At 73.0% G+C, this 22594-nt stretch carries 24 protein-coding genes and 1 riboswitch; of the genes, 8 read left to right on the top strand and 16 right to left on the bottom strand.

Annotated features, from left to right (window positions below; all coding sequences use genetic code 11):
- Window positions 1-4: 4 nt before the first annotated feature.
- Window positions 5-766 (top strand): SDR family NAD(P)-dependent oxidoreductase, encoded by a 762-nt coding sequence (locus VFG42_RS07320; RefSeq protein WP_324906818.1) that lies wholly within the window; start codon window positions 5-7, stop codon window positions 764-766.
- A 65-nt stretch (window positions 767-831) separates the two neighbouring features.
- Here the strand turns inward: VFG42_RS07320 and VFG42_RS07315 are convergent, their stop codons facing one another.
- The 3 genes from VFG42_RS07315 to VFG42_RS07305 form a co-directional block, all read right to left on the bottom strand.
- On the bottom strand, window positions 832-1305 hold the full coding sequence (locus tag VFG42_RS07315; protein WP_324906816.1) for an SRPBCC family protein: 474 nt from the start codon (window positions 1303-1305) through the stop codon (window positions 832-834).
- A gap of 2 nt (window positions 1306-1307) precedes the next feature.
- Complete coding sequence (locus VFG42_RS07310) at window positions 1308-2471, bottom strand: acetyl-CoA C-acyltransferase (protein ID WP_324906814.1); 1164 nt, start codon at window positions 2469-2471, stop codon at window positions 1308-1310.
- A 152-nt stretch (window positions 2472-2623) separates the two neighbouring features.
- Complete coding sequence (locus tag VFG42_RS07305) at window positions 2624-3157, bottom strand: NUDIX hydrolase (RefSeq protein WP_324906812.1); 534 nt, start codon at window positions 3155-3157, stop codon at window positions 2624-2626.
- A gap of 116 nt (window positions 3158-3273) precedes the next feature.
- On the opposite strand from VFG42_RS07305, the gene VFG42_RS07300 reads away from it, so the two are divergent.
- The gene (locus VFG42_RS07300; RefSeq protein ID WP_324906810.1) at window positions 3274-4512 is read left to right on the top strand and encodes a sensor histidine kinase; all 1239 of its coding nucleotides are present in this window, start codon (window positions 3274-3276) and stop codon (window positions 4510-4512) included.
- On the top strand, window positions 4500-5162 hold the full coding sequence (locus VFG42_RS07295) for a response regulator transcription factor (RefSeq protein WP_324906808.1): 663 nt from the start codon (window positions 4500-4502) through the stop codon (window positions 5160-5162). The genes VFG42_RS07300 and VFG42_RS07295 overlap by 13 nt, the downstream gene beginning before the upstream one ends.
- Before the next feature lie 279 nt (window positions 5163-5441).
- On the opposite strand, the gene VFG42_RS07290 is transcribed toward VFG42_RS07295, so the two are convergent.
- The 7 genes from VFG42_RS07290 to VFG42_RS07260 all read right to left on the bottom strand — a co-directional run bounded on the left by VFG42_RS07290 (window position 5442) and on the right by VFG42_RS07260 (window position 11256).
- Window positions 5442-6416 (bottom strand): hypothetical protein, encoded by a 975-nt coding sequence (locus tag VFG42_RS07290; RefSeq protein ID WP_324906806.1) that lies wholly within the window; start codon window positions 6414-6416, stop codon window positions 5442-5444.
- Window positions 6386-6712 carry a hypothetical protein gene (locus VFG42_RS07285; RefSeq protein ID WP_324906804.1) on the bottom strand — a complete coding sequence of 109 codons (327 nt, stop codon included), beginning with the start codon at window positions 6710-6712 and terminating at the stop codon, window positions 6386-6388. The genes VFG42_RS07290 and VFG42_RS07285 overlap by 31 nt, the downstream gene beginning before the upstream one ends.
- Complete coding sequence (locus tag VFG42_RS07280) at window positions 6700-8223, bottom strand: GMC family oxidoreductase (protein WP_324906802.1); 1524 nt, start codon at window positions 8221-8223, stop codon at window positions 6700-6702. The genes VFG42_RS07285 and VFG42_RS07280 overlap by 13 nt, the downstream gene beginning before the upstream one ends.
- Window positions 8220-8582: a hypothetical protein gene (locus VFG42_RS07275; protein WP_324906800.1), complete on the bottom strand. Its 363-nt coding sequence runs from the start codon at window positions 8580-8582 to the stop codon at window positions 8220-8222. The genes VFG42_RS07280 and VFG42_RS07275 overlap by 4 nt, the downstream gene beginning before the upstream one ends.
- On the bottom strand, window positions 8579-9259 hold the full coding sequence (locus tag VFG42_RS07270) for a FadR/GntR family transcriptional regulator (protein ID WP_324906798.1): 681 nt from the start codon (window positions 9257-9259) through the stop codon (window positions 8579-8581). The genes VFG42_RS07275 and VFG42_RS07270 overlap by 4 nt, the downstream gene beginning before the upstream one ends.
- 167 nt (window positions 9260-9426) lie before the next feature.
- Window positions 9427-10053 (bottom strand): metallopeptidase family protein, encoded by a 627-nt coding sequence (locus VFG42_RS07265; protein ID WP_324906796.1) that lies wholly within the window; start codon window positions 10051-10053, stop codon window positions 9427-9429.
- 51 nt (window positions 10054-10104) lie between these two features.
- Window positions 10105-11256 (bottom strand): acyl-CoA dehydrogenase family protein, encoded by a 1152-nt coding sequence (locus VFG42_RS07260; RefSeq protein WP_324906794.1) that lies wholly within the window; start codon window positions 11254-11256, stop codon window positions 10105-10107.
- A 40-nt stretch (window positions 11257-11296) separates the two neighbouring features.
- Here VFG42_RS07260 and VFG42_RS07255 point away from each other — a divergent pair, with 40 nt between their 5' ends.
- The 4 genes from VFG42_RS07255 (at window position 11297) to VFG42_RS07240 (ending at window position 14335) form a co-directional block, all read left to right on the top strand.
- Complete coding sequence (locus tag VFG42_RS07255; protein ID WP_324906793.1) at window positions 11297-11518, top strand: DUF6458 family protein; 222 nt, start codon at window positions 11297-11299, stop codon at window positions 11516-11518.
- Window positions 11519-11584: 66 nt separating this feature from the next.
- Window positions 11585-12373: a GNAT family N-acetyltransferase gene (locus VFG42_RS07250; RefSeq protein WP_324906792.1), complete on the top strand. Its 789-nt coding sequence runs from the start codon at window positions 11585-11587 to the stop codon at window positions 12371-12373.
- A 52-nt stretch (window positions 12374-12425) separates the two neighbouring features.
- Window positions 12426-13877 (top strand): methyl-accepting chemotaxis protein, encoded by a 1452-nt coding sequence (locus VFG42_RS07245; protein ID WP_324906791.1) that lies wholly within the window; start codon window positions 12426-12428, stop codon window positions 13875-13877.
- A 107-nt stretch (window positions 13878-13984) separates the two neighbouring features.
- A complete protein-coding gene (locus VFG42_RS07240; RefSeq protein WP_324906789.1) occupies window positions 13985-14335 on the top strand; it encodes a rhodanese-like domain-containing protein in 351 nt (116 codons plus the stop codon).
- Between the two features lie 155 nt (window positions 14336-14490).
- Here the strand turns inward: VFG42_RS07240 and VFG42_RS07235 are convergent, their stop codons facing one another.
- The 3 genes from VFG42_RS07235 to VFG42_RS07225 form a co-directional block, all read right to left on the bottom strand.
- On the bottom strand, window positions 14491-14694 hold the full coding sequence (locus VFG42_RS07235; protein ID WP_324906788.1) for a cold-shock protein: 204 nt from the start codon (window positions 14692-14694) through the stop codon (window positions 14491-14493).
- A gap of 148 nt (window positions 14695-14842) precedes the next feature.
- On the bottom strand, window positions 14843-16348 hold the full coding sequence (locus tag VFG42_RS07230; RefSeq protein ID WP_324906786.1) for a long-chain fatty acid--CoA ligase: 1506 nt from the start codon (window positions 16346-16348) through the stop codon (window positions 14843-14845).
- Window positions 16349-16428: 80 nt separating this feature from the next.
- Window positions 16429-17220 (bottom strand): SigB/SigF/SigG family RNA polymerase sigma factor, encoded by a 792-nt coding sequence (locus tag VFG42_RS07225; RefSeq protein WP_324906785.1) that lies wholly within the window; start codon window positions 17218-17220, stop codon window positions 16429-16431.
- A 92-nt stretch (window positions 17221-17312) separates the two neighbouring features.
- On the opposite strand from VFG42_RS07225, the gene VFG42_RS07220 reads away from it, so the two are divergent.
- Entirely contained in the window at window positions 17313-20057 is a 2745-nt protein-coding gene (locus VFG42_RS07220) for an EAL domain-containing protein (RefSeq protein ID WP_324906783.1), read from the top strand.
- Here VFG42_RS07220 and arfB read toward each other — a convergent pair.
- From arfB to VFG42_RS07205, 3 genes are all read right to left on the bottom strand, one after another.
- Window positions 20017-20436 carry an alternative ribosome rescue aminoacyl-tRNA hydrolase ArfB gene (arfB, locus tag VFG42_RS07215; protein ID WP_324906781.1) on the bottom strand — a complete coding sequence of 140 codons (420 nt, stop codon included), beginning with the start codon at window positions 20434-20436 and terminating at the stop codon, window positions 20017-20019. The genes VFG42_RS07220 and arfB overlap by 41 nt on opposite strands.
- Window positions 20437-20484: 48 nt before the next feature.
- Window positions 20485-21210 (bottom strand): TIGR00730 family Rossman fold protein, encoded by a 726-nt coding sequence (locus tag VFG42_RS07210; protein ID WP_324906779.1) that lies wholly within the window; start codon window positions 21208-21210, stop codon window positions 20485-20487.
- 93 nt (window positions 21211-21303) lie between these two features.
- Window positions 21304-22320 (bottom strand): peptidoglycan-binding domain-containing protein, encoded by a 1017-nt coding sequence (locus tag VFG42_RS07205; protein WP_324906777.1) that lies wholly within the window; start codon window positions 22318-22320, stop codon window positions 21304-21306.
- A gap of 86 nt (window positions 22321-22406) precedes the next feature.
- Window positions 22407-22575: riboswitch (cyclic di-AMP (ydaO/yuaA leader) on the bottom strand.
- Window positions 22576-22594: the final 19 nt, after the last annotated feature.

Here is a 22594-nt window from a genome sequence, read left to right as displayed (position 1 = left end):
GCGCATGGACATCAACGGGAGTGGAGCGCTCGTCGTCGGCGGCGCGTCCGGGCTGGGCGAGGCGACGTCGCGGCGGCTGGCCCAGCAGGGCGCGGTCCTGACGATCGCCGACGTCAACGCCGAGCGCGGGCAGGCGGTCGCCGACGAGCTCGGCGCGCGGTTCGTCAGCGTCGACGTGCGCGAGGAGGAGCAGGTGCAGGCGGCGGTCGACGCGGCGGCCGAGGCCGACGGCGGGCTGCGCGTCGCGATCACCTGCGCGGGCACCGGCTGGGCGCAGAAGGTCGCCAACTCCAAGGGCCCGCACCCGCTGCAGCCGTTCGAGATCATCGTCGCCATCAACTTGATCGGCACGTTCAACGTGCTGCGGCTCGCCTCGGCGAAGATGATCGGCAACGAGCCCAACGCCGACGGCGAGCGCGGCGTGCTGGTCAACACCGCCTCGGTCGCGGCCTTCGACGGCCAGATCGGCCAGGTCGCCTACTCGGCCTCCAAGGGCGGCGTCGTCGGCATGACGCTGCCGGTCGCGCGCGACCTCGCGCAGTACGGCATCCGCGTCAACACGATCGCGCCCGGCCTCTTCGACACCCAGCTCCTGGCCGCCCTGCCCGAGGAGGCCCGCGAGTCGCTCGGCAAGACGATCCCGTTCCCGCCGCGCCTCGGCCGGCCGTCCGAGTACGCGCTGCTGGCCGAGCAGATCGTGCTCAACCCCATGCTCAACGGCGAGACGATCCGGCTGGACGGCGCCATCCGCATGGCGCCGCGATGATCGCCTGACGTCGGGCCGGCGGCGGCGAGGCGCGTCGTCGCCGCCGCCGCCGCCGGAACCGACACCTACAAGATCTTCTTGATCCCGCCGATCGCGACGGCGTTGCCCTTGATCAGCGCGGGCTTGAGGAACGCGGGCGGCGCGGGCGCGCCCTTCAACCCGATGGCCATGGTCCACGTCAGCGCCGTGCCGCCGCCGGGCCGGGCCTCCAGCGCGAAGTCCTCGGCCAGGCCGTCGAGCATCCGCCGCGTCTGGTGGGTCACGCGGAACGTCGCGCGGACGCCCTCGTCCCAGCGGTAGAACTCCTCCGAGATCGTGTTCACCTTGAACATCCGCAGGCGGCGGATCGACCCCGCGGCGTGCGGCCGCGGGGTGATCCACTCCACCCGGTCGATGATCGGCGCCCACGACCACATCGCGTCGGAGCCGAGCGCCTCCCACACCCGCTCGACGGGCGCGTCGAGCTCGACGGTCGCGGGGACGACGAGCGGCGCGGTCTCGAACCACTCGTCGCCGATCGGCTTCAACGCGTAGGCCATGGCTAGTTCAGGCGCTCCACGATGAGCGCCTCGCCCTGGCCCTGGGCGACGCACATGGTCTCCAACCCGATCGTCTTGTCGAGCGTCTCGAGGTCGTTGAGCAGCGTCGTCATGATGCGCACGCCGGTCATGCCGAACGGGTGGCCGAGCGCGATCGCGCCGCCGTGCGGGTTCAGCGCGTCGAGGTCGATCCCGATCTCCGACGCGATCGGCAGCACCTGCGCCGCGAACGCCTCGTTGAGCTCGGTGACGTCGATGTCGGAGGCCGACATCCCGGCGCGGTCCAGCGCCTTCTTGATCGCCCCGATCGGCGCGACGCCCATGTACTCGGGCTCGTTGCCCCACGTGGCGGCGGTGATGACGCGGGCGCGCGGCTTCAGGCCCAGCTCGGCGGCCTTCTCGGCGGACATGATCAGCGCCGCGGCGGCGCCGTCGTTCAGCGGGCAGGAGTTGCCGGCCGTGACCGTGCCGCCCTCCTTGAAGGCGGGCTCCAGCGACGCGAGCTTCTCGTAGGTCGAGGACGGGCGCGGGCCGTCGTCCTTGGAGACGACCGTGCCGTCGGCGAGCGTCACCGGGACGATCTCGCGGTCGAACACGCCGGCCTCCTGGGCGGCCACCGCACGCTCCTGCGAGCGCTGCGCGTAGCGGTCCTGGTCCTCGCGCGAGACGCCGTACTTCTCGGCGACGTTCTCGGCCGTCAGGCCCATCGCGATGTAGGCGTTGGGCCGGCCGTCGTTGCCCTGGAGGTTCTCGTTCTGGTCCTCGGGGTGGGCGGCCTCCTGCGCGGCGTTGTAGCGCGAGACGAACTCGACGCCGCCCGCGATGTAGATGTCGCCCTGGCCCGCGACGACCGCGTTGGCCGCGTTGCGGATGGCGTCGAGGCCGGACGCGCAGTAGCGCGAGACCGTCGAGCCGTTGGTCTCCTGGCCGAGCTTGTCGCTCAGCAGGACCGCGATGCGGGCGATGTTGTTGGCCTGCAGGCCCTGCGGGAGGCCGCAGCCGGCGATGAGCTCCTCGACCTTCGAAGGATCGACGTCGGGGTTGCGCTCCAGCAGCTGGTCGACCACGAACGCGAGGGTCTCGTCGGGGCGCAGCGAGGCGAGCGAGCCCTTGAAGGCTCGGCCGACGGGCGTCCGGACGGCGTCGACGATGACGGCTTCGGGCATTTCGGTATGGGTCCTCTCGGAGATGAAGCCCGGCGGTCGCACACCACGGGCAGGTTTATCCCCCGGCGGTCGCACTCCACGGGGCCTACGTGTTCATCAAGGATAGCGGTCCATAGCCCGATCGGGCTATGCGGCCGGCGCGGCGCGGCCCGCTAGCGGAACTCGTCCCAGTAGGCGCGCGCGACCATCCGCCGCGTGAACGTGGTCGCCGGCGCGGGCAGCGCGTCGTGGGGCGCCCAGCAGACCGACGCGATCTCGGCCTCCGACGGCGTCACCGCGCACCCGGGCGCGACGTCGACGGCGAAGACGTGGATGACCTCGCGCTTGTGGTCGAAGCGCGACGGCGTCAGCGCGATCGGCGTGACCGGCCCCGGCTCGACGCCCAGCTCCTCCCGCAGCTCGCGCCGCAGCGTCGCTTCGGCCTCCTCGCCGCCGCGCACGAACCCACCGGGCAGGTCCCACTGCCCGCGCCGCGCGTAGGTGTGGCGCACGAGCAGGACCTCGTCGCCACAGCGGACGACCGCTTTCATCCCCTGCGTGCGCGGGCGCGTGACGAACCACCACGGGCGCAGGACGAGGTAGCCCGCGCGGTAGGCGGCCCGCAGGACTCGGGGCGAGACCCGGCGGCGCAGCTGCGCCTCCACGGCCTCGACGACGCGTGGGGTGAGGTCCTCGCGGTCGCTCATGGGCGAGCGCCGAAGGGTAGAGGGTGTTGGCGCCCGGACGCTGCGGATTTCCCCCGCTCGCGCTCGGCAGTCGTCCTCATGGCGCGACGCCGCCGCGCCGGTCATGCTGGACCACAGTGTTGTCCCGGATCGCCAAGCTGCCCCTCACCGCCACCCCGTGGAAGGACCTCGCCTACGTCTCGCTCGGGCTGGCGTCCGGGATCTTCGGGCTGACGTGGGTCTTCGTCGGGCCCGTGCTGTCGCTCTGCTTGATCATCACCTTGATCGGCATCCCCAAGCTCTACGGGGACGTCTGGATCACGCGCTGGTGGTGCGACCTGGAGCGGCTGCGCGGCGGGCTGGCCGGCGTGCCGGTCGAGCGCTCCCATCGCACGTGGGCCGGCGACGGGTTCCTCGCCCGGCTGCGCGGCGCGCTCACCGACCCGATGACGTGGCGCGAGCTGGTGTGGCTGGCGCTGTCCTTCGGCGTCGGCACCGCGTGCTTCGTCGCCGGGGTGACCGCGTGGTCGATCGGCCTCGGCTTCCTGACCCTGCCGCTCTGGGGCTGGGCGCTGCCCGACGGCGTCGAGCTGGGCGTCGCGACGATGCACTCGGTGTGGTGGATGATCGTCTTCGCCGCGATCACCGGCCCGCCGCTGGCGATCCTCGGCGCCTGGGGCCTGCGCGGCAGCGCGTGGGGCCAGGCGAAGCTGATCGAGGTCCTGCTGGAGGGCAACGAGCAGGAGCGGATCGCCGAGCTGCAGGTGTCCCGGGCGGGCGCCGTGGACGCGGCCGCGATCGAGCTGCGCCGCATCGAGCGCGACCTGCACGACGGGGCGCAGGCGCGGCTGGTCGCGCTGGCGATGGAGATCGGCATGGCGCGCGAGCAGATCGAGCGCGACCCGGAGGCGGCGGCCGCCGCGCTGGCCAACGCGCACGAGGACGCCAAGACCGCGCTGGTCGAGCTGCGCGACCTCGCGCGCGGCATCCACCCCGCGATCCTCACCGACCGCGGCCTCGACGCGGCGGTCAGCGCGCTCGCCGCGCGCTGCCCGGTCCCGTGCACGGTCTCGCTCGACGTGCCCGACCGGATGCCGGCGGCGATCGAGTCGGCCGCCTACTTCACGATCGCCGAGGCGCTGGCGAACGTCGCCAAGCACAGCGGCGCCACGCGCTGCGAGATCAGCGGGAGGATCGACCAAGGCATGTTGGTGGTCAAGGTGCATGATGATGGGGTCGGTGGCCTGGACGCCGCGCGCGGGACCGGGATCCTCGGGCTGCGCGGGCGCGTCGAGGCGCTCGACGGCAAGCTGCTGGTCGCCTCGCCGGCCGGCAAGGGCACGCTGCTGCGAGCGGAGCTGCCGTGCGGATCGTGATCGCCGAGGACCTGGTGCTGCTGCGCGACGGGCTCGTGCGCCTGCTGCACGCCCACGGCCACGAGGTCGTCGCGGCAGTCGGCGACGGCCCGTCGCTGGTGGAGGCGATCGAGGAGCACCGCCCCGACATCGCGATCGTCGACGTGCGCCTGCCGCCGTCCCAGCGCGACGAGGGCCTGCGCGCGGCGCTGGAGGCCCGCGCGCGCGTGCCGGGCACGCCGGTGCTCGTGCTGTCGCAGTACGTCGAGGAGTCCTACGCCGCCGAGCTGCTGGCCGACGGCACCGGCGCGGTCGGCTACCTGCTCAAGGACCGCGTCGCCGACCCGTCGGACTTCGTCGCCCAGGTCGACCGCGTCGCGGCGGGCGGAACGGCGATCGACCAGGAAGTGGTGAGCCAGTTGCTGGCAAGACGGCGCGCCGACGACCCGCTGCAGGAGCTGACGCCGCGCGAGCGCGAGGTGCTGGAGCTGATGGCGCAGGGCCTCTCGAACGCCGCGATCGCGCAGAAGCTCGTCGTGACCGACGGCGCGGTCGAGAAGCACGTCACGAACATCTTCGGGAAGCTCGGGGTGCACACCGCGGCGGGCGGCAACCTCCGCGTTCTTGCCGTGCTGGCATGGCTTCGTGCCGAAAGCGGTACCACGCCGTAACGCTTAGCGCCGTTCAGCGCTCCTAACAGCGATCCGATGGCAGAATCTGCCCTTGACGTCGGACTTACGGTGTCCTTACAGTCAGAACATCGATGGAAAGCCTTGGACGATCGTGTCGCCCAAGAGCATCTAGGACCACCGGGCCGAGGCCTCGCAACCTCGGGCCGGGCACTTGGTGCGGCCGCGGCCTTGCCGCGATCCACCAGCGCGACGAGGCGGTGCTCGCCGGATGCGGAAGCCGGCGAGCACACTTAGCGACGGACGAGTCGTCGGCGTCGCTCACGGATCGGAGAACGGCAGCACCGGCAGGCCCGCCGGTGCCTCCCGTGCGCCCAGCTCGTACGTCGCCCCGTGCGCGGTGCGCAGGACCTGCGACGTCCGGCCGTGCGGGATGACGACCGCCTCCAGCTCGGCGATCGAGCAGTTGGCGACGTGGTGCTCGTGGCCGTCGGGGTCCGCGTAGCGCCAGACCGCGGTCTGCGCGCGGTTGCCGTGGACGGTGAGCCGCACGTCGGCGTCCGGCCCGCCGACCCGCAGGTCCAGCGCGGACGGCTGCTCGTGGACGTGCGGGATCGCGGTCCCGCCGACGCGCAGCCGCTCGCCCCGGATCGAGATCACGCCGTTGGCGACCCACGGCGTCAGCACCGGGCCGACGCGGACGCGGCCCAGCGCGAGGTCGAGCCAGTCGTCCGGGCGGTCCTCGAACAGCGTGCCGTGCAGCCAGATCCAGCGCTCGGCGTGCTGGGCGCCCCAGTTGTGCCCCACCATGCCCGGCCACCCGTCGAGCGTGACCGTGCGCTCGCCGAGCGTCACGCGGCCGGAGACCGCGACCGCCGGATGCGGCGACTCGAGCTTGGTCTTGGGCAGCGGCGCCACGTACATGAAGGACTTGGGCAGGTGGCGCAGGACCGGCTCCGAGCCGTGCCAGTCCAGGTCCCACTCCGCCGGGCCCGCCGCGCCGTGGACGCCGGAGGGGCCGAAGACGCTGTCGCCCACGCGCATCCAGCCGTCGGTCGACGGGTCCGACTCGGAGGCCTTGTAGGCCGCCACCTCCGGCTGGTCGGCGTCGAAGATCGTCAGCCAGGACGAGCCGATCGGCGGGCCGCCGGGCGCCTGCAGGACGGTGTGGCGCAGCCACACCGAGCGCGGCCGCTCGGGGTCGACCGCGCGGACGTAGAACGACTCATAGCCGCCGTCGGCGCCGAAGGACGGAAAGCGGGCGGTCAGCCCCGACCGTGTCGCAGACCCAGCCACAGCCAGAGAGGATAGGTGGCGAAGAGGGCTCCGGACAACAGGTGGGTGGGCGTTCCGGCCTGCTCGGGGTCGAGCCTGAGGACGCCCGAGTTGAGCATCCAGTCCCGGCCGGACCGCGCGCGGCACAGGCGCCAGATCGGCATGGTCCACCGGGCGTCGAGGTAGAGCGAGACGCTGGTGACCACGAAGACGCCGAGCGTGGCGGCGGCGAGCCGGTCGCGCCGGGGCGGCTCGACGCGCGCGGCCAGCAGCCGGCCGTTGGCGTACAACCAGGGCGGGTCGATCAAGAACGACATGTCGGTCCTTTCGCGATGAGGCGGTCGGCCAGGCGGGTGGCGAGGGCGAAGATCGTCAGCTGCGGGTTGACACCCAGCGGGCCGGGGACGGCCGCGCCGTCGGCGACGTGCAGGCCCTGGACGCCGTGGACCGCGCCGTGCGGATCGACGACGCCGTCGCGCGCCGTCCGCGCCATGCGCGCCGTGCCGAGCGGATGGAAGGCCATCAACTTGAGGTCACGTGGCTCCACCGAGGCCTCCCGCAGCGGCGTGAGGTCGCCGTCGCGCAGCTCGGGCACGGTCGCCACGGGCAGGATCACGCGCCGGGCGCCGGCGGCGAAGAGCAGCTGGGCGAGGCGCTCGACGCCCCGACGGATCGTCGCGGCGTCGGCCTCGTTCAGGTCGTAGCGGACGACCGGGCGCCCGCGACGCGCCAGCGCCCCGGTCGCCACGTGCCCGCGCGACGTCTCCTTCAGCATCAGGCCGAACTGCGCCACGTGGCGGTAGCTCAACATCAGCTCGCGATGCGCCGGGCCGCTGAACGGCACCGCCATCGCCAGGTAGTCCGGCGGTCCGGCGATCCCCTCGAGCATCAGGCCCTCGCCGGCGAACTCGTCGATCCCGTAGGACTGCGGGACGCCGCGCGCCATGTCGACGACCTCGTCCATGATCGCCCAGGCCGCGGTGGCCGGGTGGATCGTCAGGTGGCGGCCGAGGTGCGGGTTGGCGACGTGCGACGCGGCGAGCAGCAGCGGCGTGTGGAGCGTTCCGGCGGCCAGGACGACGGCGCCGGCGGTGACCGTGAGGCGACCGCCGCCGCGCGTGCGGGCCTCGACGCCGGTGGCGCGGCCGCGCCGGATCGCGACGCGGGTCGCCCGCGCGCACGCGTAGGTGGTCGCGCCGGCGGCGTGCGCGGCGTTCATGTAGGCCTCGCCCGCGTGCCGCTTGGCGCCGGTCGGGCAGCCGAAGGCGCAGACGCCGGAGCCGACGCAGCCGCGCGCGTTGCGGTCGAGGAAGCGGCCCGACCAGCCGAGGGCCTCCGCCCCGCGCCGGGCGATGCGGGCGTTGGCGCCGGCCAGCTCGGCCGGGACGCGGGCGACGCCCAGGACGTGCTCGACGCGCTCGTAGTACGGGTCGAGGTCTTCGAGGTCCAGCTCGTCGCGCCAGCGCTGCCGCAGGGCGTCGGGCGCGCGGAAGCAGGTCCCGGAGTTGACGAGCGTCGTGCCGCCGAGCGCCCGACCGGTCGGGAGCATGATCGGCGGGGTGCCGAGCGTGGCGAACTGGCCGCCGTCGCGGTACAGCAGCGCGGTCATGTCGCGCGGGCGGGCGGTGAGCCGCGTCGTCGCGAACGCCTCGCCGTCCTCGACGACGACCACGCGCGCGCCGGCCTCCGCCAGCAGCCGCGCGACCGGCGCGCCGCCGGCGCCGGAGCCGACGACGCAGACGTCGGCGCGCACGTGGCGCTCGCCGGTGACGCGGCGGCCGTCGACGACGCCGCCGGCGGGAGCGCGCGGCTCGGCCAGCAGCGTCATCGCGGCGTGTACCCCAACAGCTCGGAGACGCGCGGGTCGCCGTAGTAGGAGACGGCGGCCGCCGCGCGCAGGGCCTCGATCACGCCGCGCCCGGCGGCGCCGGCGCGCGCGACGCGCTCCAGCGACGCGAGCCGCTCGCGCGGCGGACGGCGGCACCAGCGCAGCGCGCCGAGCGCCAGCAGGACGGCGCGCGCGCCGAGCCGGTTCAGGCGCGGCGCGGTCGCCAGCCACGCGTCGAAGGCGGCGACGGCGTCCGTGTCGGCGATCGGCGGCAGCGGCGGCGCCGGGGCCAGCAGCGTGTCGGCCAGGCACGCGAAGACGCGAGCCTCGCGCGGCGAGAGGACGGCCGCGCCGGTCATGGCGTCCCGACCATCCGCGCCTCCTGCTCGGCGGCGAGGCGCTCGATCGCGGTGGCGGCGCGGGCCGCGCTGCCGTCGGCGATCGCCTTCGCGGCGCGCCGGTACAGCGGGATCAGCTCGTCGCGGTCGGCGACCAACGGCGCGAAGCGATCCAGCTGCGACAGGTACAGCTCGCGGATCGAGTTGAGGATCAACGAGAAGATGAGGTTGTCGGACGCGTCGATGATCGTCGCCATGAACATCAGGTCGGCCATCTGCGCCGCCGCGTCGTCGGGCGCGTTGGCGACGCCGTCGGCGAGCGAGTCGAGCGCCTTGACGTGCCCGTCGGTCCGCCGCTGCGCCGCCAGCCGCGCCGCCTCGCGCAGCAGCAGCCTGCGCGCCTCGAACAGCGGCCCGGTCAGCGCCGGATCGTCGGCGACCGCGTGGGCCAGCACGTCCAGGCCCGCGGTCGTCTTCCAGTCCGTGACGCGCATCGCGTCGCCGTGACGCACCTCGACGAGCCGCAGCTGCTCCAGCCGCTTGATGCCCTCCCGCAACGACGCCATGTTGACGCCGAGATCCTGCGCCAACGCCCGCTGCGGCGGCAACCGCTCCCCCGCCTCATACCGCCCCTCCAGGACGGCCGCGACCAGCTGACGAAACACCTGCTCGGGGACGTTCGAGCGCTCGACCGGCATGACCCGGAAGTGTTCCGGTGTTCAGAACAGTTGTCAAGTACCGACGACGACCGGCGATCCGAGGCGCGGATCGATCGTCGTCGCTCGCCAGGAAGAGCGCCGGACATCGTGCGCAAGCACCTGTCCGGTGCGATGACGCCGCGAGCGGCGGCGAGGCGCCCCTCAGATCACAGGCCGAGGTCCCGCACGCCCAACTCGTCGAACCCGATGTGGTGCGCCAGCTCGTGGCGCACCGTCACCGTGACCTGGTGGCGCAGCAGGTCCGCGTCGTGCCCGAAGTCGCGGCGCAGCGTGTCGCGGAAGATGATGATCTTGTCCGGGTAGTCGTCCCGGGTGGCGCCGTCGCCGTTGTAGAGGCCGTAGGCGCCGTGGCGCCGGCCCTGGTCGGAGATCACGACGGCGACGTTGCGGTCCAGCGCGGCGCGCAGGAGGTCCGGGAGGTCGTCCATCGCGTCGCGGACGAGCTCCTCGAAGTCGCGGTCGTCGTAGGGGTCGAGCTGCATGAACTCGTCCTCGGTCGGCTCGGCGGCGGTGCCGTCGCGGGCCAGGCGCTCGGCGCGCAGGACGACGCGGTCGAAGTCGGCCTCGGACTCGGGCTCCGACCAGCCGGCGAGCTTCACGCCGACGACGGCCATGGCGCCGAGCAGCGCCGAGGCGGCGACCACGACGATCCCGAGGCCCTCGACGATCCGGAACACCCGGATCGTGGAGAACCGGCCTTCCAACAGCACGACCGCCGTCAGCCCGATGCTCGTGGCGATCAATGCGGCGAAGAGGGTGCGGCGCAGGCTCATGGCGTCTCTGGCAGATCAGCCTACTGCGCCCGCTCCCGCTTCACCGAACGACTACCTGGCCAGCTGGCGCGCGATCACCACGCGCTGGACCTCGTTGGTGCCCTCGTAGATCTGGGTGATCTTCGCGTCGCGCATCATGCGCTCGACCGGGTACTCGGTCACGTACCCGTAGCCGCCGAGCACCTGGACCGCCTCGACCGTCACGTACATCGCGGTGTCGCTGGCGAACAGCTTGGCCATCGACGAGTACATCGCCTTGTCGCTCTCGCCGCGGTCCATCTTCGCGCAGGCCTTGTAGAGCAGCTCGCGCGCCGCGGCCGTGCGGGTCTGCATGTCGGCCAGCTTGAACTGCAGGCCCTGCAGCTCGAGGATCGGCTTGCCGAACGCCGTGCGCTCCTTGGCGTACTGGACCGCGTAGTCGACCGCGCCCTGCGCGATGCCGACCGCCTGCGCCGCCGCGCCCAGCCGCGTCCGCTCCAGCGTGCCGAGCGCGACGCTCATCCCCCGCCCCACCTCGCCGATCACGTTCTCCGGCGGCACGCGCACGTCCTCGAAGACCGGCTGGCCCGTCGGCGACCCGTGGATCCCCAGCTTGTGCTCGTACTTCGGCACGCTGAGGCCCTCGCGGTCCTTCTCCACGACGAACGCCGTCACGCGCCGGTTCTCGCGGTCGGTCACCGCGAACACGACGTAGAAGTCCGCGATCCCGGCGTTGGTGATCCACGACTTCGTGCCGTTGATGACCCACTCGTCGCCGTCCAGGCGCGCGGTCGTGCGCATCCCGGCGGCGTCGGAGCCCGACTCGCTCTCGCTCAGGCAGAACGCCGGCGAGAACTCGCCCGTGGCGCACCTCGGCAGGAAGCGCGCCTTCAGCTCGTCGGAGCCGAACAGCGCGATCGGCAGCGACCCCAGCTCCTGGACCATCAGGATCAGCGCGACCGCGGCCGACTGCTTGGCCAGCTCCTCGACCGCCATCTGGAGCATCAGCGTGCCGGTGCCGGTCCCGCCGTGCTCCTCGGCGTACGGGAGCGCGAGGATGTCGTTCTCGGCCAGCAGCTTGCGCAGGTCCCACGGGTACTCGTCCTTGGCGTCGATCTCCGCGGCGCGCGGGCCCACGCGCTCGACGGCGACCTGCCGGACGAGGTCGCGGAAGTCCTTCAGCTCCTGCGGGATGTCGTAGACGTCGCTCACGGTCGTGCTCATAGCGCGTTGAAGCGTATTGATCGGGGGTACACCGAGCCTCATGGGCCTTGGAACGTCCCTCTTCCTGATCGCCGTGGGCGCGATCCTCAAATACGCGGTCACCGACTCGCTCAGCGGCGTGAACCTGTCGACCGTCGGCCTCATCCTCATGATCGTCGGCATCGTCGGCCTGGTCATCTCGCTGTTCCTGATGCTCGCGCCGCGCCGCTCGGAGACCGTCGTACGCCGCGACCAGTACACGGACCCGCCACCGCGTTACTGAGCCGCGCTGGGTAGATTCCGGCCGGTGCGGCTCGCCTCGGCCATCCGACCGGCCATGGACCGCGAGGTGCCCCTCGCGGTGGACGTCCTGCGTCGCGCCGGGTTCGGCTCGCAGGTCGCGCGGCTGATCGAATACCCCCGCCGCTCGCCCGACGCGGCGATCCTCGTCGCCGAGGGCCCGGGCCACAGCGTCGTCGGCGTCGCCTGCACGGCCGCGTTCGCGATGACCGGCTGGATCGGCGCGGTCGGGGTCGCCCCCGAGGCGCGCCGCGCGGGCCTGGGCACCGCGCTGACCGAGGCCGCGGTCCGCTGGCTGCGGGCCCGCGGCTCCCAGTCCGTCCTGCTCTACGCGACCGAGGCCGGGCGCCCGGTCTACGAGCGCCTCGGCTTCGTCGCCGAGGAGCGCGCGGTCGCCTGGCGCGGCGTCGCCGGCGCCGCTCCGCCGCTGGACCTCCAGCGGCTGGCCGACATCGACCGCGGCAAGATCCGCGGCCTCGACTTCGGCGCCACCGGCGAGCGCCGCGACGCGGTGCTCGACGCGATCCACCCGCTGGCGGGCGTCGGCGCGCCCGGCGGCGTGCACGGGCTGGCGGGCTACGCGATCGCCTCGCCGTGGGGCGCGGGAACGGCGATCGCCGCCGACGCGCCGGAGGTCGGCGTCGCGCTGATGGCCGCCGCCACGTCGGGCCCGGCCGCCGGCACGCTGATCGTGCCCGACGGCAACCTCGCGGCGACCGACGCGCTGCACGCGTGGCGCTTCGTGCGCCTGAACGACGCGCTGCGGATGCGGCTCGGCAAGCCCGTCGCGTGGCGTCCCGAGCGGCAGTTCGGGCTGTTCAACCTGTTCTGGGGCTAGACACCCGTCCCCCACCGCTCAAGAGTCGTGCCCGCTGGCCGACCAGCTGAGCATGACCGAGGTGGAGGGGACCCATCAGGTCAGCCGTCTGGCGTCCACGCGGACGCGTCTCGTGCTGGCCGTCGTCGCGCTGCTCGTGTTCACGGGCGCGGAGATCACGATCGTGCTGGGGAAGATCTCCGGCATCGACCCGCAGCATCCGTCCGACGGAATCCACGCCGCCAAGCTGTGGTTCCTCGGCGGCACCATCTTCTTCCTGCTGAGCGTCGCCGCGATGGCGTTGTGGTCGCAGCTGGAGATCAAGAAGCGCCTGAGCGAGATCTCGCACGCGGCGAACTCGATCGCCGACGGCGACCTCGACCCGCGGGTCGACCTGCGGGTCCACGACTACGACGAGGTCGGCCGCAGCGCCGGCGCCGTCGCGCGGATGCTCGACGAGCTGCGCGAGATCGCCGCCCACGCGGGCCGGATCGCCGAGGGCGACCTGTCCGGTGAGCTGCGGCCGCGCTCCGAGCGCGACGCGCTGCGCCGCTCGCTGGCCGCGATGACCACCGGCCTGCGCGGCATGGTGACCGACCTGACCGAGGCGGCCGAGACGGTCGCGTCGGTGTCGGGCCGCGTCGTCGTCGACGCCGACGAGGCCGGCCGCGCGGTCGACGAGATCGCCCGCGCCGTGGGCGACGTCGCGTCGGGCGCCGAGCGCCAGGTCGCCGCGGTCGTCGAGGTGCGCGGGCTGAGCAGCGGCGTGGCGCACGCCACGCAGGACTCCGCGTCCGGCGCCGCCGAGGCCGCCGGCCAGGCGGGGCGCGCCCGCGAGCTGGCCCACGAGGGCGCGGCCGCCGTCGGCGCCGCGTCGGAGGCGATGCTCGCCGTCAGCGGCGCGTCGGCCGAGGTGACGTCGACGATCCGCTCGCTCGGCGAGCGCTCGTCGCGGATCGGCTCGATGGTCGACACGATCGGCGGGATCGCCGAGCAGACCAACCTGCTGGCGCTGAACGCGGCGATCGAGGCCGCCCGCGCCGGCGAGCAGGGCCGCGGCTTCGCGGTCGTCGCCGAGGAGGTCCGCAAGCTGGCCGACGAGTCGCAGCAGGCCGCGTCGCAGATCGCCGGGCTGATCGCCGAGATCCAGACCGAGACCGGCCGCGCGCTGACCGTCGTCGAGGACGGCGCGGCGCGCACCGAGGACGGCGTCGCGACCGTCGAGGCCGCGCGGGCGTCGTTCGCCGAGATCGGCGAGGCGGTCGAGGTGACCTCCGGGCGCGTGGCGGAGATCGCCGCGTCGATCGGCGCGATCGCCGCGAGCTCGCAGAAGGTCGACGCCGACGTCGGCGAGGTCGCGAGCGTCGCCGAGCAGTCCAGCGCCGCCGCCCAGCAGGTCGCGGCCTCCAGCGCCCAGACCGTGGCCTCCACCAAGCAGATCGTCGCGTCCGCCCAGGAGCTGACGCGCAGCGCCGATGAGCTGCACCGCCTGGCCGGGCGGTTCGTGCTCGAGCCTTCGGCGTAGTCCAAGACCCAGTGACGGGGGGACCGGGCGGGGCGGCACCCTGGGGATGCCGTCCCGCCCCTTTCCGTCGTCCTGGATCAACGAATCACGACGTAGACTCCAGCTCGATGGCCGACAACGAGAACGACATCGAGATCAGCCCCGCCGACGCGCGCGCGAAGTTCGAGGCGGGCGAGGTCCAGCTCGTCGACGTGCGCGAGCAGTCCGAGTGGGACGTCTCGCGCATCCCGGGCGACGTCAAGCACATCCCGCTCGGCGAGCTTCAGGCCCGCGCCGGGGAGATCCCCACCGACAAGCCGGTGGTCTTCCAGTGCCGCTCCGGCGGCCGCTCCTCCATGGCCGCTCAGGCGTTCCGCGCGGCCGGCATCGAGGCCTACAACCTGACGGGCGGCCTGCTCGACTGGAACGCGCAGGGACTGCCGGTCGAGCCGGCGGGCGCGCCGGTCGCCGAGCACTAGCCGACGCCACTCATCTTTCCGGACCGAAACCTCGCGTGGCGGTCCGGGCACAGGGGTACACCGAGTCCATGTACATCGGACTCGGCACCCTGTTGATCATCATCATCCTCGTCATCCTGCTCACCTAGCGGTGAGCGGGATGATGTGGGTGAGACCTACGAGCGCTGGACGTTGACGGCCTTGGGGCCCTTGTCCCCGGCCTCTTCCTCGTAGGTCACGCGCGCGCCCTCGGGGAGGGAGCGGTAGCCATCGGCGACGATGGCGGTGTGATGGACGAACAGGTCCTTGCCGCCCTCGTCGGGCGTGATGAAGCCGAAGCCCTTGTCGTCACTGAACCACTTCACGGTTCCGCTGGCCATGTCAGCGAGTTCCTCCAAACACTGCTTCGCCGGATCTCATCCCCGGCCGGTCGGGCGCAACGTACCAGGAACGACAACGTCCGTCAGTGAATGGACCGTGAAGCTCAGCGCTTGACCGAGCGTGTGCTAGGCGCGCGAGGGGCCCGGCCTAGGCCTGATCGGCCTTGGCCGGCACCTCGATCTCGCGCTTGAGGATCTTGCCCGTCGGGCCCTTGGGCAGCTCGTCGACGAACCAGATCGCGCGCGGGTACTTGTAGGCCGCGACGTTCTCCTTCACGTAGGCCTGGAGGTCCTCGGCGCTCACGCTCTCGCCGTCCTTGAGCACGACGGCGGCGCCGACCTCCTCGCCGAGGTCGTCGTGCGGCACGGCCACGACGGCGGCCTCGCGCACGGCCGGGTGCTCGTACAGGACCTCCTCGATCTCGCGCGGGTACACGTTGTAGCCCCCGCGGATGATCATGTCCTTCTTGCGATCGACGATGAAGAAGTAGCCGTCCTCGTCCATCTTGGCCATGTCGCCGCTGTGGAACCACCCGCCGCGCATGACCTCCTCGGTCGCGTCGGGCCGCTTCCAGTAGCCCTTCATGACGTTGTGGCCCTTGATGACGATCTCGCCGACGTCGCCCACCGGGACCTCGTTGCCGTCCTCGTCGACGACCTTCATCTCGACGCCGTTGATCGGCGTGCCGATCGACCCCGGCTTGCGCTCCTTGTCGGGGTGGTTGAACGACGCCACCGGCGACGTCTCGCTCAGCCCGTAGCCCTCGAGCACCTTGCACCCGAACGCCTCGTCGAAGCCCTTCAACAACTCGACCGGCAGCGCGGCGCCGCCGCTCGCGCACAGCTCCAGCGACGACGTGTCGTACTGCTCGCGGTCGGGCAGGTGCAGCATCGCGCCGTACATCGTCGGCACGCCCTCGAAGACCTGGACCTTGTCGCGCGCGATGATCTCCAGCGCCTTGGCCGGGTCGAAGCGCGGGATCAGCGACAGGCATCCGCCGCGCGAGATCGTCGCGTTCATCCCGCACGTCTGGCCGAAGGAGTGGAACAACGGCAGCGCGCCCAGCACGACCGCGGTCTCCCGCAGGTCGAACAGCGACGCCGCCTCCTCCGCGTTGCGCTTGAGGTTGGCGTGCGTCAGCTCCGCGCCCTTGGGCTGCCCGGTCGTCCCCGACGTGTACAGGATGACCGCGGTGTCGTCGTCGGCGACCTCGGCGACGTCGAAGTCCGGCTCGTGCTCGAAGATCAGCGGCTCGATCTCACCCGGCTTGACGTCGATGACCTCGGCGCCCGCCTCCTCGGCGCCGGTCTGGGCGGCGTCCAGGAAGTCGTGCCAGGCGAAGACGATCTTCGCCTCGGGATCCTTCAGGTAGAACCCGACCTCGCGCGCCTTGAGCAGCACGTTCATCGGGACGACGACCCCACCGGCGCGCAGCACGCCGTAGTAGGCGACCGGGAAGTACGGGACGTTGGGCAGCATGATCCCGACGCGATCGCCGGGCTTCAGGCCCTTGGCCTTCAACATCGCCGCGACGCGCGCCGCGGCCTGGTCGAGCAACGCGTAGTTGAACTCAACGTCATCCAGCTTGATGGCCAGGCGGTCGCCGAACGCGGCGGCCGAATCGGTCAGGATCGAGGCGAGGTTGCCGCTCATGGGCAGACCCTATCCCCGATCCGCCCGCACGGGAACTGACTCGTTCGTCACTTCCGGACGGCCCGGCCCCAGGCCCGGGCTCAGACGTCCCCGCGCGCGGCCGACAGCTTGGCGATCGCCCCGCGGATGATGCGCGACACCTGCATCTGCGACACGCCCACGATCTTGCCGATCTGCTCCTGGGTCATGTCCTCCTGGAAGCGCAGGCGCAGCACGCGCCGCTCGCGCTCGTCGAGGCGCTCGAACAGCCGCGAGATCGTCGCGCGGTGCTCGGCCCGCATCAGCTCCGGGTCGAGGATGCCGTGCGCGTCGGCCAGCGTCGCGTCCTGGTCGTCGCCGTTGCCGCGCGGGGCGTCCAGCGACGCGGCCCGCATCCCCTGCTGGGCCTGCAGCGCCTCCAGCACCTGCTCGTCCGCGAGCTCCAGCGCCTGGCCGATCTCGCGGACCGACGGCGAGCGCCCCAGGCGCGAGGTCAGCTCGGTGCGGTACTTGTCGACCTCCAGCGCGCGCTCCTGCAGCTCGCGCGGCGGGCGGACCGACCAGCAGCGGTCGCGGAAGTGGCGGCGCAGCTCGCCGACGATCGTCGGCACGGCGAAGGACGAGAACGCGATGCCGCGGGCGGGATCGAAGCGATCGACGGCCTTCAGCAGACCGAGGCTGGCGACCTGCAGCAGGTCGTCGAAGGGCTCCTCGGCCTTGCGGTAGCGCTTGGCGATCGAGCGCGCCAGCGGCAGGAACCGCTCCACCAGCGCCTCACGCAAGTGCGGGTCGCGGGTTTCGGCGTACGCGGCGAGCAGCTGGGCGTCGGTCCGGGGCGCGGGGATCGCGGCCTCTCGGGATGCGGAGCGGGTCGTCGTGGTCACGGACGTCATGGGCGTCATGTTCCCGAGCGGACGGACCGGTAAACGGTGTCCGGATCCTGGCATTGCTGCTCAAGGCTTCCGGTAAGCACCCCGATCGATCGATGAAGCACGTGCCGCCGGTCCCGTCCACCCCACGCGCCCTCTCGCCCGAGGGCCGCGCCGCCGCGCTCGCCGACCTCCTCCGGCAGGCGACGCAGGCGAGCCTCGACCCGGACGCGGTCCTGGAGGTCGCGGTCCGCTGGTGCACGCGCGTCCTCGGCGACCGCGCCGGCGTGTGGACGCTTCCGCACGACCAGGACACGCTGAAGCCCGGTCCGCACGCCCACGCGCGCGAGCAGGCGGCCGGGTCCGCCGGGTCCGCGCCCTCCGTCCCGCGCCTGGACGGCGCGCTGGCCGAGCACGCGATCGAGCGCCACGCCGCGGTCGCCGACGGCGGCCGGATGGTCGCGCCGCTGCGCAGCCGCGGCCGCGTCCTCGGCGTGCTGGCCGTCGAGCACGAGGATCCCCGGCGAGCGTTCCGGCGCGAGGACCTCGCGCTGCTCGGCGAGGTCGCCGCGCGCGTCGGCCTCGTCCTCGACAACGCGCGCCTCTACGAGCGCGTGCGCGTCCAGGCCACGACGCTGGAGCACGTCGACGCCGCGGTCTGCGCGGTCGACGGCGAGGGCGCCATCACGTCGTTCAACCCGGCCGCCGAGCGGATGTTCGGCTACGCGGAGGCCGAGGTGCTCGGCCGCTCACCGCTGGAGCTGTTCTCGGCGGAGCCGCCCGAGCGCGTCGCCGAGGCCTTCGACGCGGTCGTCGCCGACGGCCGCCACGCGTCGCCGTGGCGCCTGCGCCGCAAGGGCGGCGAGCCGTTCGACGGCCACATCCACACGGTCGCCGTCGAGGACGAGGACGGCGGCATGAAGGGCATGGTCGCCGTCTACCAGGACCTCAGCGAGCGCCTCGCGCTGATCGCCGCGCTGGAGCGCAAGGCCGCCCAGCAGGCCGCGGTCGCCGCGCTGGGCGAGCGCGCGCTGGAGGCCGAGCACCCGAGCGCGCTGGCCGACCGCGCGGTCGAGATGGTGCGTCAAACCCTTCAGGTCGAGTTGGTGGCCTTGTTCGAGCTGGTCGACGAGGGCCGCATGCTCGCGCTCGGGGCGGGCGCCGGGTTCCCGGACAACTACGTCGGCCACGCGACGGTCCCGGCGGGCTGGGCCGACGGCCAGGAGGGCTTCACGCTGATCCGGCGCGAGCCCGTGATCGTCGACGACGCGCGCCGCGAGCGCCGCTTCGTCCAGGCCGCGCTCGTCGGCGACCTCGGCGCGATCAGCGGCGTCAGCGTCGTCGTCGGAGGCCACGGCCGCACGCACGCCGTGCTCGCCGCCTACGCCTCGCGGCCCGGCGCGTTCACCCCCGACGACGTCACGTTCCTGCAGTCGATGGCCAACGTCCTCGGCGACGCGCTGGACCGCTTCGCCGGCGAGGAGGAGATCCGCCACCGCGGGCTCCACGACCCGCTGACCGAGCTGCCCAACCGGGCGCTCGTGCTCGAGCGCCTCGCCGAGGCGGTCGCGCGCGTGGACCCCGAGCGCGGCCCCGAGCGCGGCCGCGTCGCCCTCCTCTTCCTCGACCTCGACCACTTCAAGCTCGTCAACGACAGCCTCGGCCACCGCGCCGGCGACGACGTGCTCTGCCAGGTCGCCGACCGCCTGCGCGCCGCGGTGCGCCCGGTCGACACCGTCGGGCGCTTCGGCGGCGACGAGTTCGTCGTGCTGTGCGAGGACGTCGCCGACGAGGCGATGGCGCGCGCGATCGCCGGCCGCCTGGCCGCGGCGTTCGCCCGGCCGTTCCGCGCCGGCGGCGACGACCACGTGCTCGGCGCGTCGATCGGCGTCGCGCTGATGGACACCGGCCACGACGCGATCCTCGACCCCGACGCGCTGCTGCGCGACGCCGACGCCGCGATGTACCGCGCCAAGGAGGCGGGGCGCTCGCGCATCGAGGTCTTCGACATGGGCATGCGCGCGTGGGCCGTCGACCGGCTGGCCACCGAGACCGCGCTGCGCCGCGCGCTGGAGGCCGACGACGAGCTGGTGGTGCGCTACCAGCCGGTGGTGGACCTGCGCGACGGGTCGATCGCCGCCGTCGAGGCGCTGGTGCGCTGGCAGCATCCCGAGCGCGGGCTGCTCGGCCCGGACGCGTTCGTCGGCGTCGCCGAGGACAGCGGGCTGATCGTGCCGCTCGGCCGCCGCGTGCTGGAGCTGGCCTGCGCGCAGGGCGCCGCGTGGTCGGCCGCGCGCGGCCCCGACCGCCCGGTCCTGCCCGTCCACGTCAACCTCTCGCCGCGCCAGCTGCTGGACCAGACGCTCGTCGAGACCGTGCAGGCGGCGCTCGGCGACGCCCCGCCCGGCGCGCTGACGCTGGAGATCACCGAGGGCACGCTGATCGACCGCGGCGTGGACCGCGTGGCGCTGCTGGAGCGGCTGCGCGACCTCGGCGTCGCGCTCGTCCTGGACGACTTCGGCACGGGCTGGTCGTCGCTGGCGCGGCTGGCCGAGCTGCCGATCGGCGGCCTGAAGGTCGACCGCTCGTTCGTCGCCGACATCGCCCACCGCGGCGGCCCGATCGTCGAGGCGGTCGTCCGGCTGGCCCGCGCGTTCGACCTGCCGGTGGTCGCGGAGGGCATCGAGACCACAGACCAGCTGAGCGCGCTGGCCGATCTCGACTGCGGCCTGGGCCAGGGCTTCCTGTTCGCGCCGGCGCTGCTCGCCGCCGAGCTGACGCCGCTGCTGGTCGCCGACGCACCGGCCTACGGCGCGATCGTCAGTCGTCCGAGCCGGTCGGCCGCCGCCGATCGCGCTTGACCGACGACCGCTGCGCCTTGGCCTCCAGACGGCGCTTCTTGGAGGCCTTGGTCGGCTTGGTCGCGCGGCGCGGGCGCGGCACGTGCAGCGCCTCGGCCAGGCGCTCCTCCAGGCGGCGCAGCGCCAGCTCGCGGTTGCGGATCTGCGAGCGCGCGTCCTGGGAGATCGCGCGGACGACCGGGCCGGACTTGGCCATGACCCGCCGCTTCTGGTCGTCGGTCAGGTGCTCGGAGGCGGCGACGTCGAAGCTCGCCTCGATCCGCGAGGACGTGACGTTGGCGTGCTGGCCGCCCGGCCCGGACGACCGCGACGCGCGCACGACGACCTCGTCGAGCGGGATGCGCACGGAGCGCGTCGGGTGCAGGGCGTCCTCGGGCATGGGCGGCGGACGCCCGAATCTAGCGCCGCGCGCGGGCGGCGCGGCGGCTCAGGCGGCCGTCTGCTCCTGGAGGTCGCGCGCCGCGCACACCCGCGCCACGACCTCGTCGGGGTCGTCGGTGACGACCAGCAGCCGGGCCTCGTCGGGGCGCGCCATGCCGTCGGCGACCAGGCGCTCCTCGATCCACCGGACCAGCCCGCCCCAGTACTCGGTCCCGAACAGGATGATCGGGAAGTCGCGGATCTTGTCGACCTGCTCGAGGACCAGCGCCTCGAACAGCTCGTCGAGCGTGCCGAACCCGCCGGGCAGGACGACGAACGCGGTCGCGTAGCGCACGAACATCATCTTGCGCGTGAAGAAGAACGAGCACGTCAGCGCGACGTCCTGATACGGATTGGGCCGCTGCTCGAACGGCAGCTCGATGTTGAGCCCGACCGAGGTGACGCCGGCGTCCTGGGCACCGCGGTTGGCCGCCTCCATCAGCCCGGGACCGCCGCCGCTGATGATCGCGAAGCCGCACTCGCCGACGCGTCGGGCGAGGTCGCGGGCCGCCGCGTAGCGCGGGTCGTCGGCGGGCACGCGGGCCGAGCCGAAGAACGTGACCGCGGGCCCGAGGTCGCGCAGCGCGGCGAACCCGGCGGCCAGGTCGGCCTCGATGTGGTCGAGGCGCTCGGCCTCGCTGCGCTGGGCGATGACCGCCCGGCGCTTGGTGCCCAACAGCTCCTCGTCGGGCGTGGCGGGCGGGTGCGGGCGCTTGGGCGTCGGCGGCGTCATCGGCCCACAGCATGCACTTCGGACGGCGGACGAGCCTTCCGGCCGCCCGCCGCCCTGCTTCTCGCACCCCTGCCAGGAGTGTGGTCGCCGGGGCTAGAGCCCGGGCGGGTGAATGGCGGTGTAGCCGCTGGAGGAGCGCATCGACGTGTGCCAACGCGAGCCGTCCTGGGCGCGACCGCTGGTGTCGTAGCGGATGCCGGCGATCACCATGTACATGTGGGTCGAGTTGGCGTACAGGGTGACCCACTGGCCGGGACCCTTCTCGCCCCACGAGGTGAAGTTGCCGGACGGGAGCGCCTGGTCGAGCAGGTTCGCGCCGTGCAGCGCGTAGGAGACGGAGCCCGAGCAGTCGTAGCCCTTGTCCTCCCACTTGCCGTGGCCGCCGCCGTAGATGTAGGGCAGCTTGGCGATGGCGTTGCCCGCGGCGATGATCTGCTTGACGGCGTCGGGCGCGTCGGCCGGGGCGATCGCGAGGCCGTCGGAGCCGACCGTCGCCTTGCTGCCGGGCGTCGTGGCGGCCGGCTGCGTGGCCGAGACGCCGCTGTCCTCGCCGTCGACCAGCGAGCGCAGGAGGTCGATGTCGGCCGCGTCGACGACGCCGTCGGGGGCGACCTGCTGGTCGGTCTCGAACTTCTTGACGGACTTGACCGTGCCCGAGCCGAACTCGCCGTCCACCGAGGTCGCGTAGCCGGTGCGCTGGAGGAAGTCCTGGAGGATCTTGACGTCGTGGCCGCTCATGCCCTTGCGCAGCGGGATGCGGTCGCCGAGATGGCGCGAGCTCGTGCCGATCGCGCGGACGTCGTAGCCGCCGGAGGTGTTGGCGGCCGAGCCGTCGGTGGCGTTGACGAGCGAGACGATGGTCTTGCCGTCGGCCACGCCGCTGGCCTTGAGGTTCGCGGCGCGCTGGAAGCGCTTGACGGTCGCCACCGTCGACGAGCCGTACTGGCCGTCGGTGGCGGTCTTGAAGCCGGCGGTGCTCAGGAGCGTCTGCAGCGCCTTGACCCGCGGGCCGCGCATGCCCTTGCGCAGGGTCTTGCTGCCGACCTTCTTGGCGGCGACGGCCGCCGGGGCGGTGCTCGCGGTGACCGTGGACGTGTCCGCGGCGGCCATCGCGGGGACGTACAGGGAGCAGGCGGCCGCCACGGTGGTGGCCAGGCCTGCTAGGGACGAGCGGTACGACAGCAAAACGTTTGGGCCCTCTCTTTGACAAGGCGCCTACGGGGTTAGCTGTCGGGCTCGCGCCAAGAGAGCGGCGCTACTTCACCTGGTGAAAGGCGATGATTCGCCCCTGGTCCCGGTCTCCCGGGACCCATGGGTCCCCCGCCCCCCGGTGATGGCTCACCGGAGATTCGGCTGGTGCAAAACGACCGCGGGAGCGTAGCGC

Origin of the sequence: Baekduia sp. (genome assembly GCF_035685985.1) — a bacterium.
Lineage (GTDB): Bacteria > Actinomycetota > Thermoleophilia > Solirubrobacterales > Solirubrobacteraceae > Baekduia.
The sequence above is the reverse complement of the archived record's forward strand: the minus strand, read 5'-3'. Positions and strand labels throughout refer to the sequence as shown.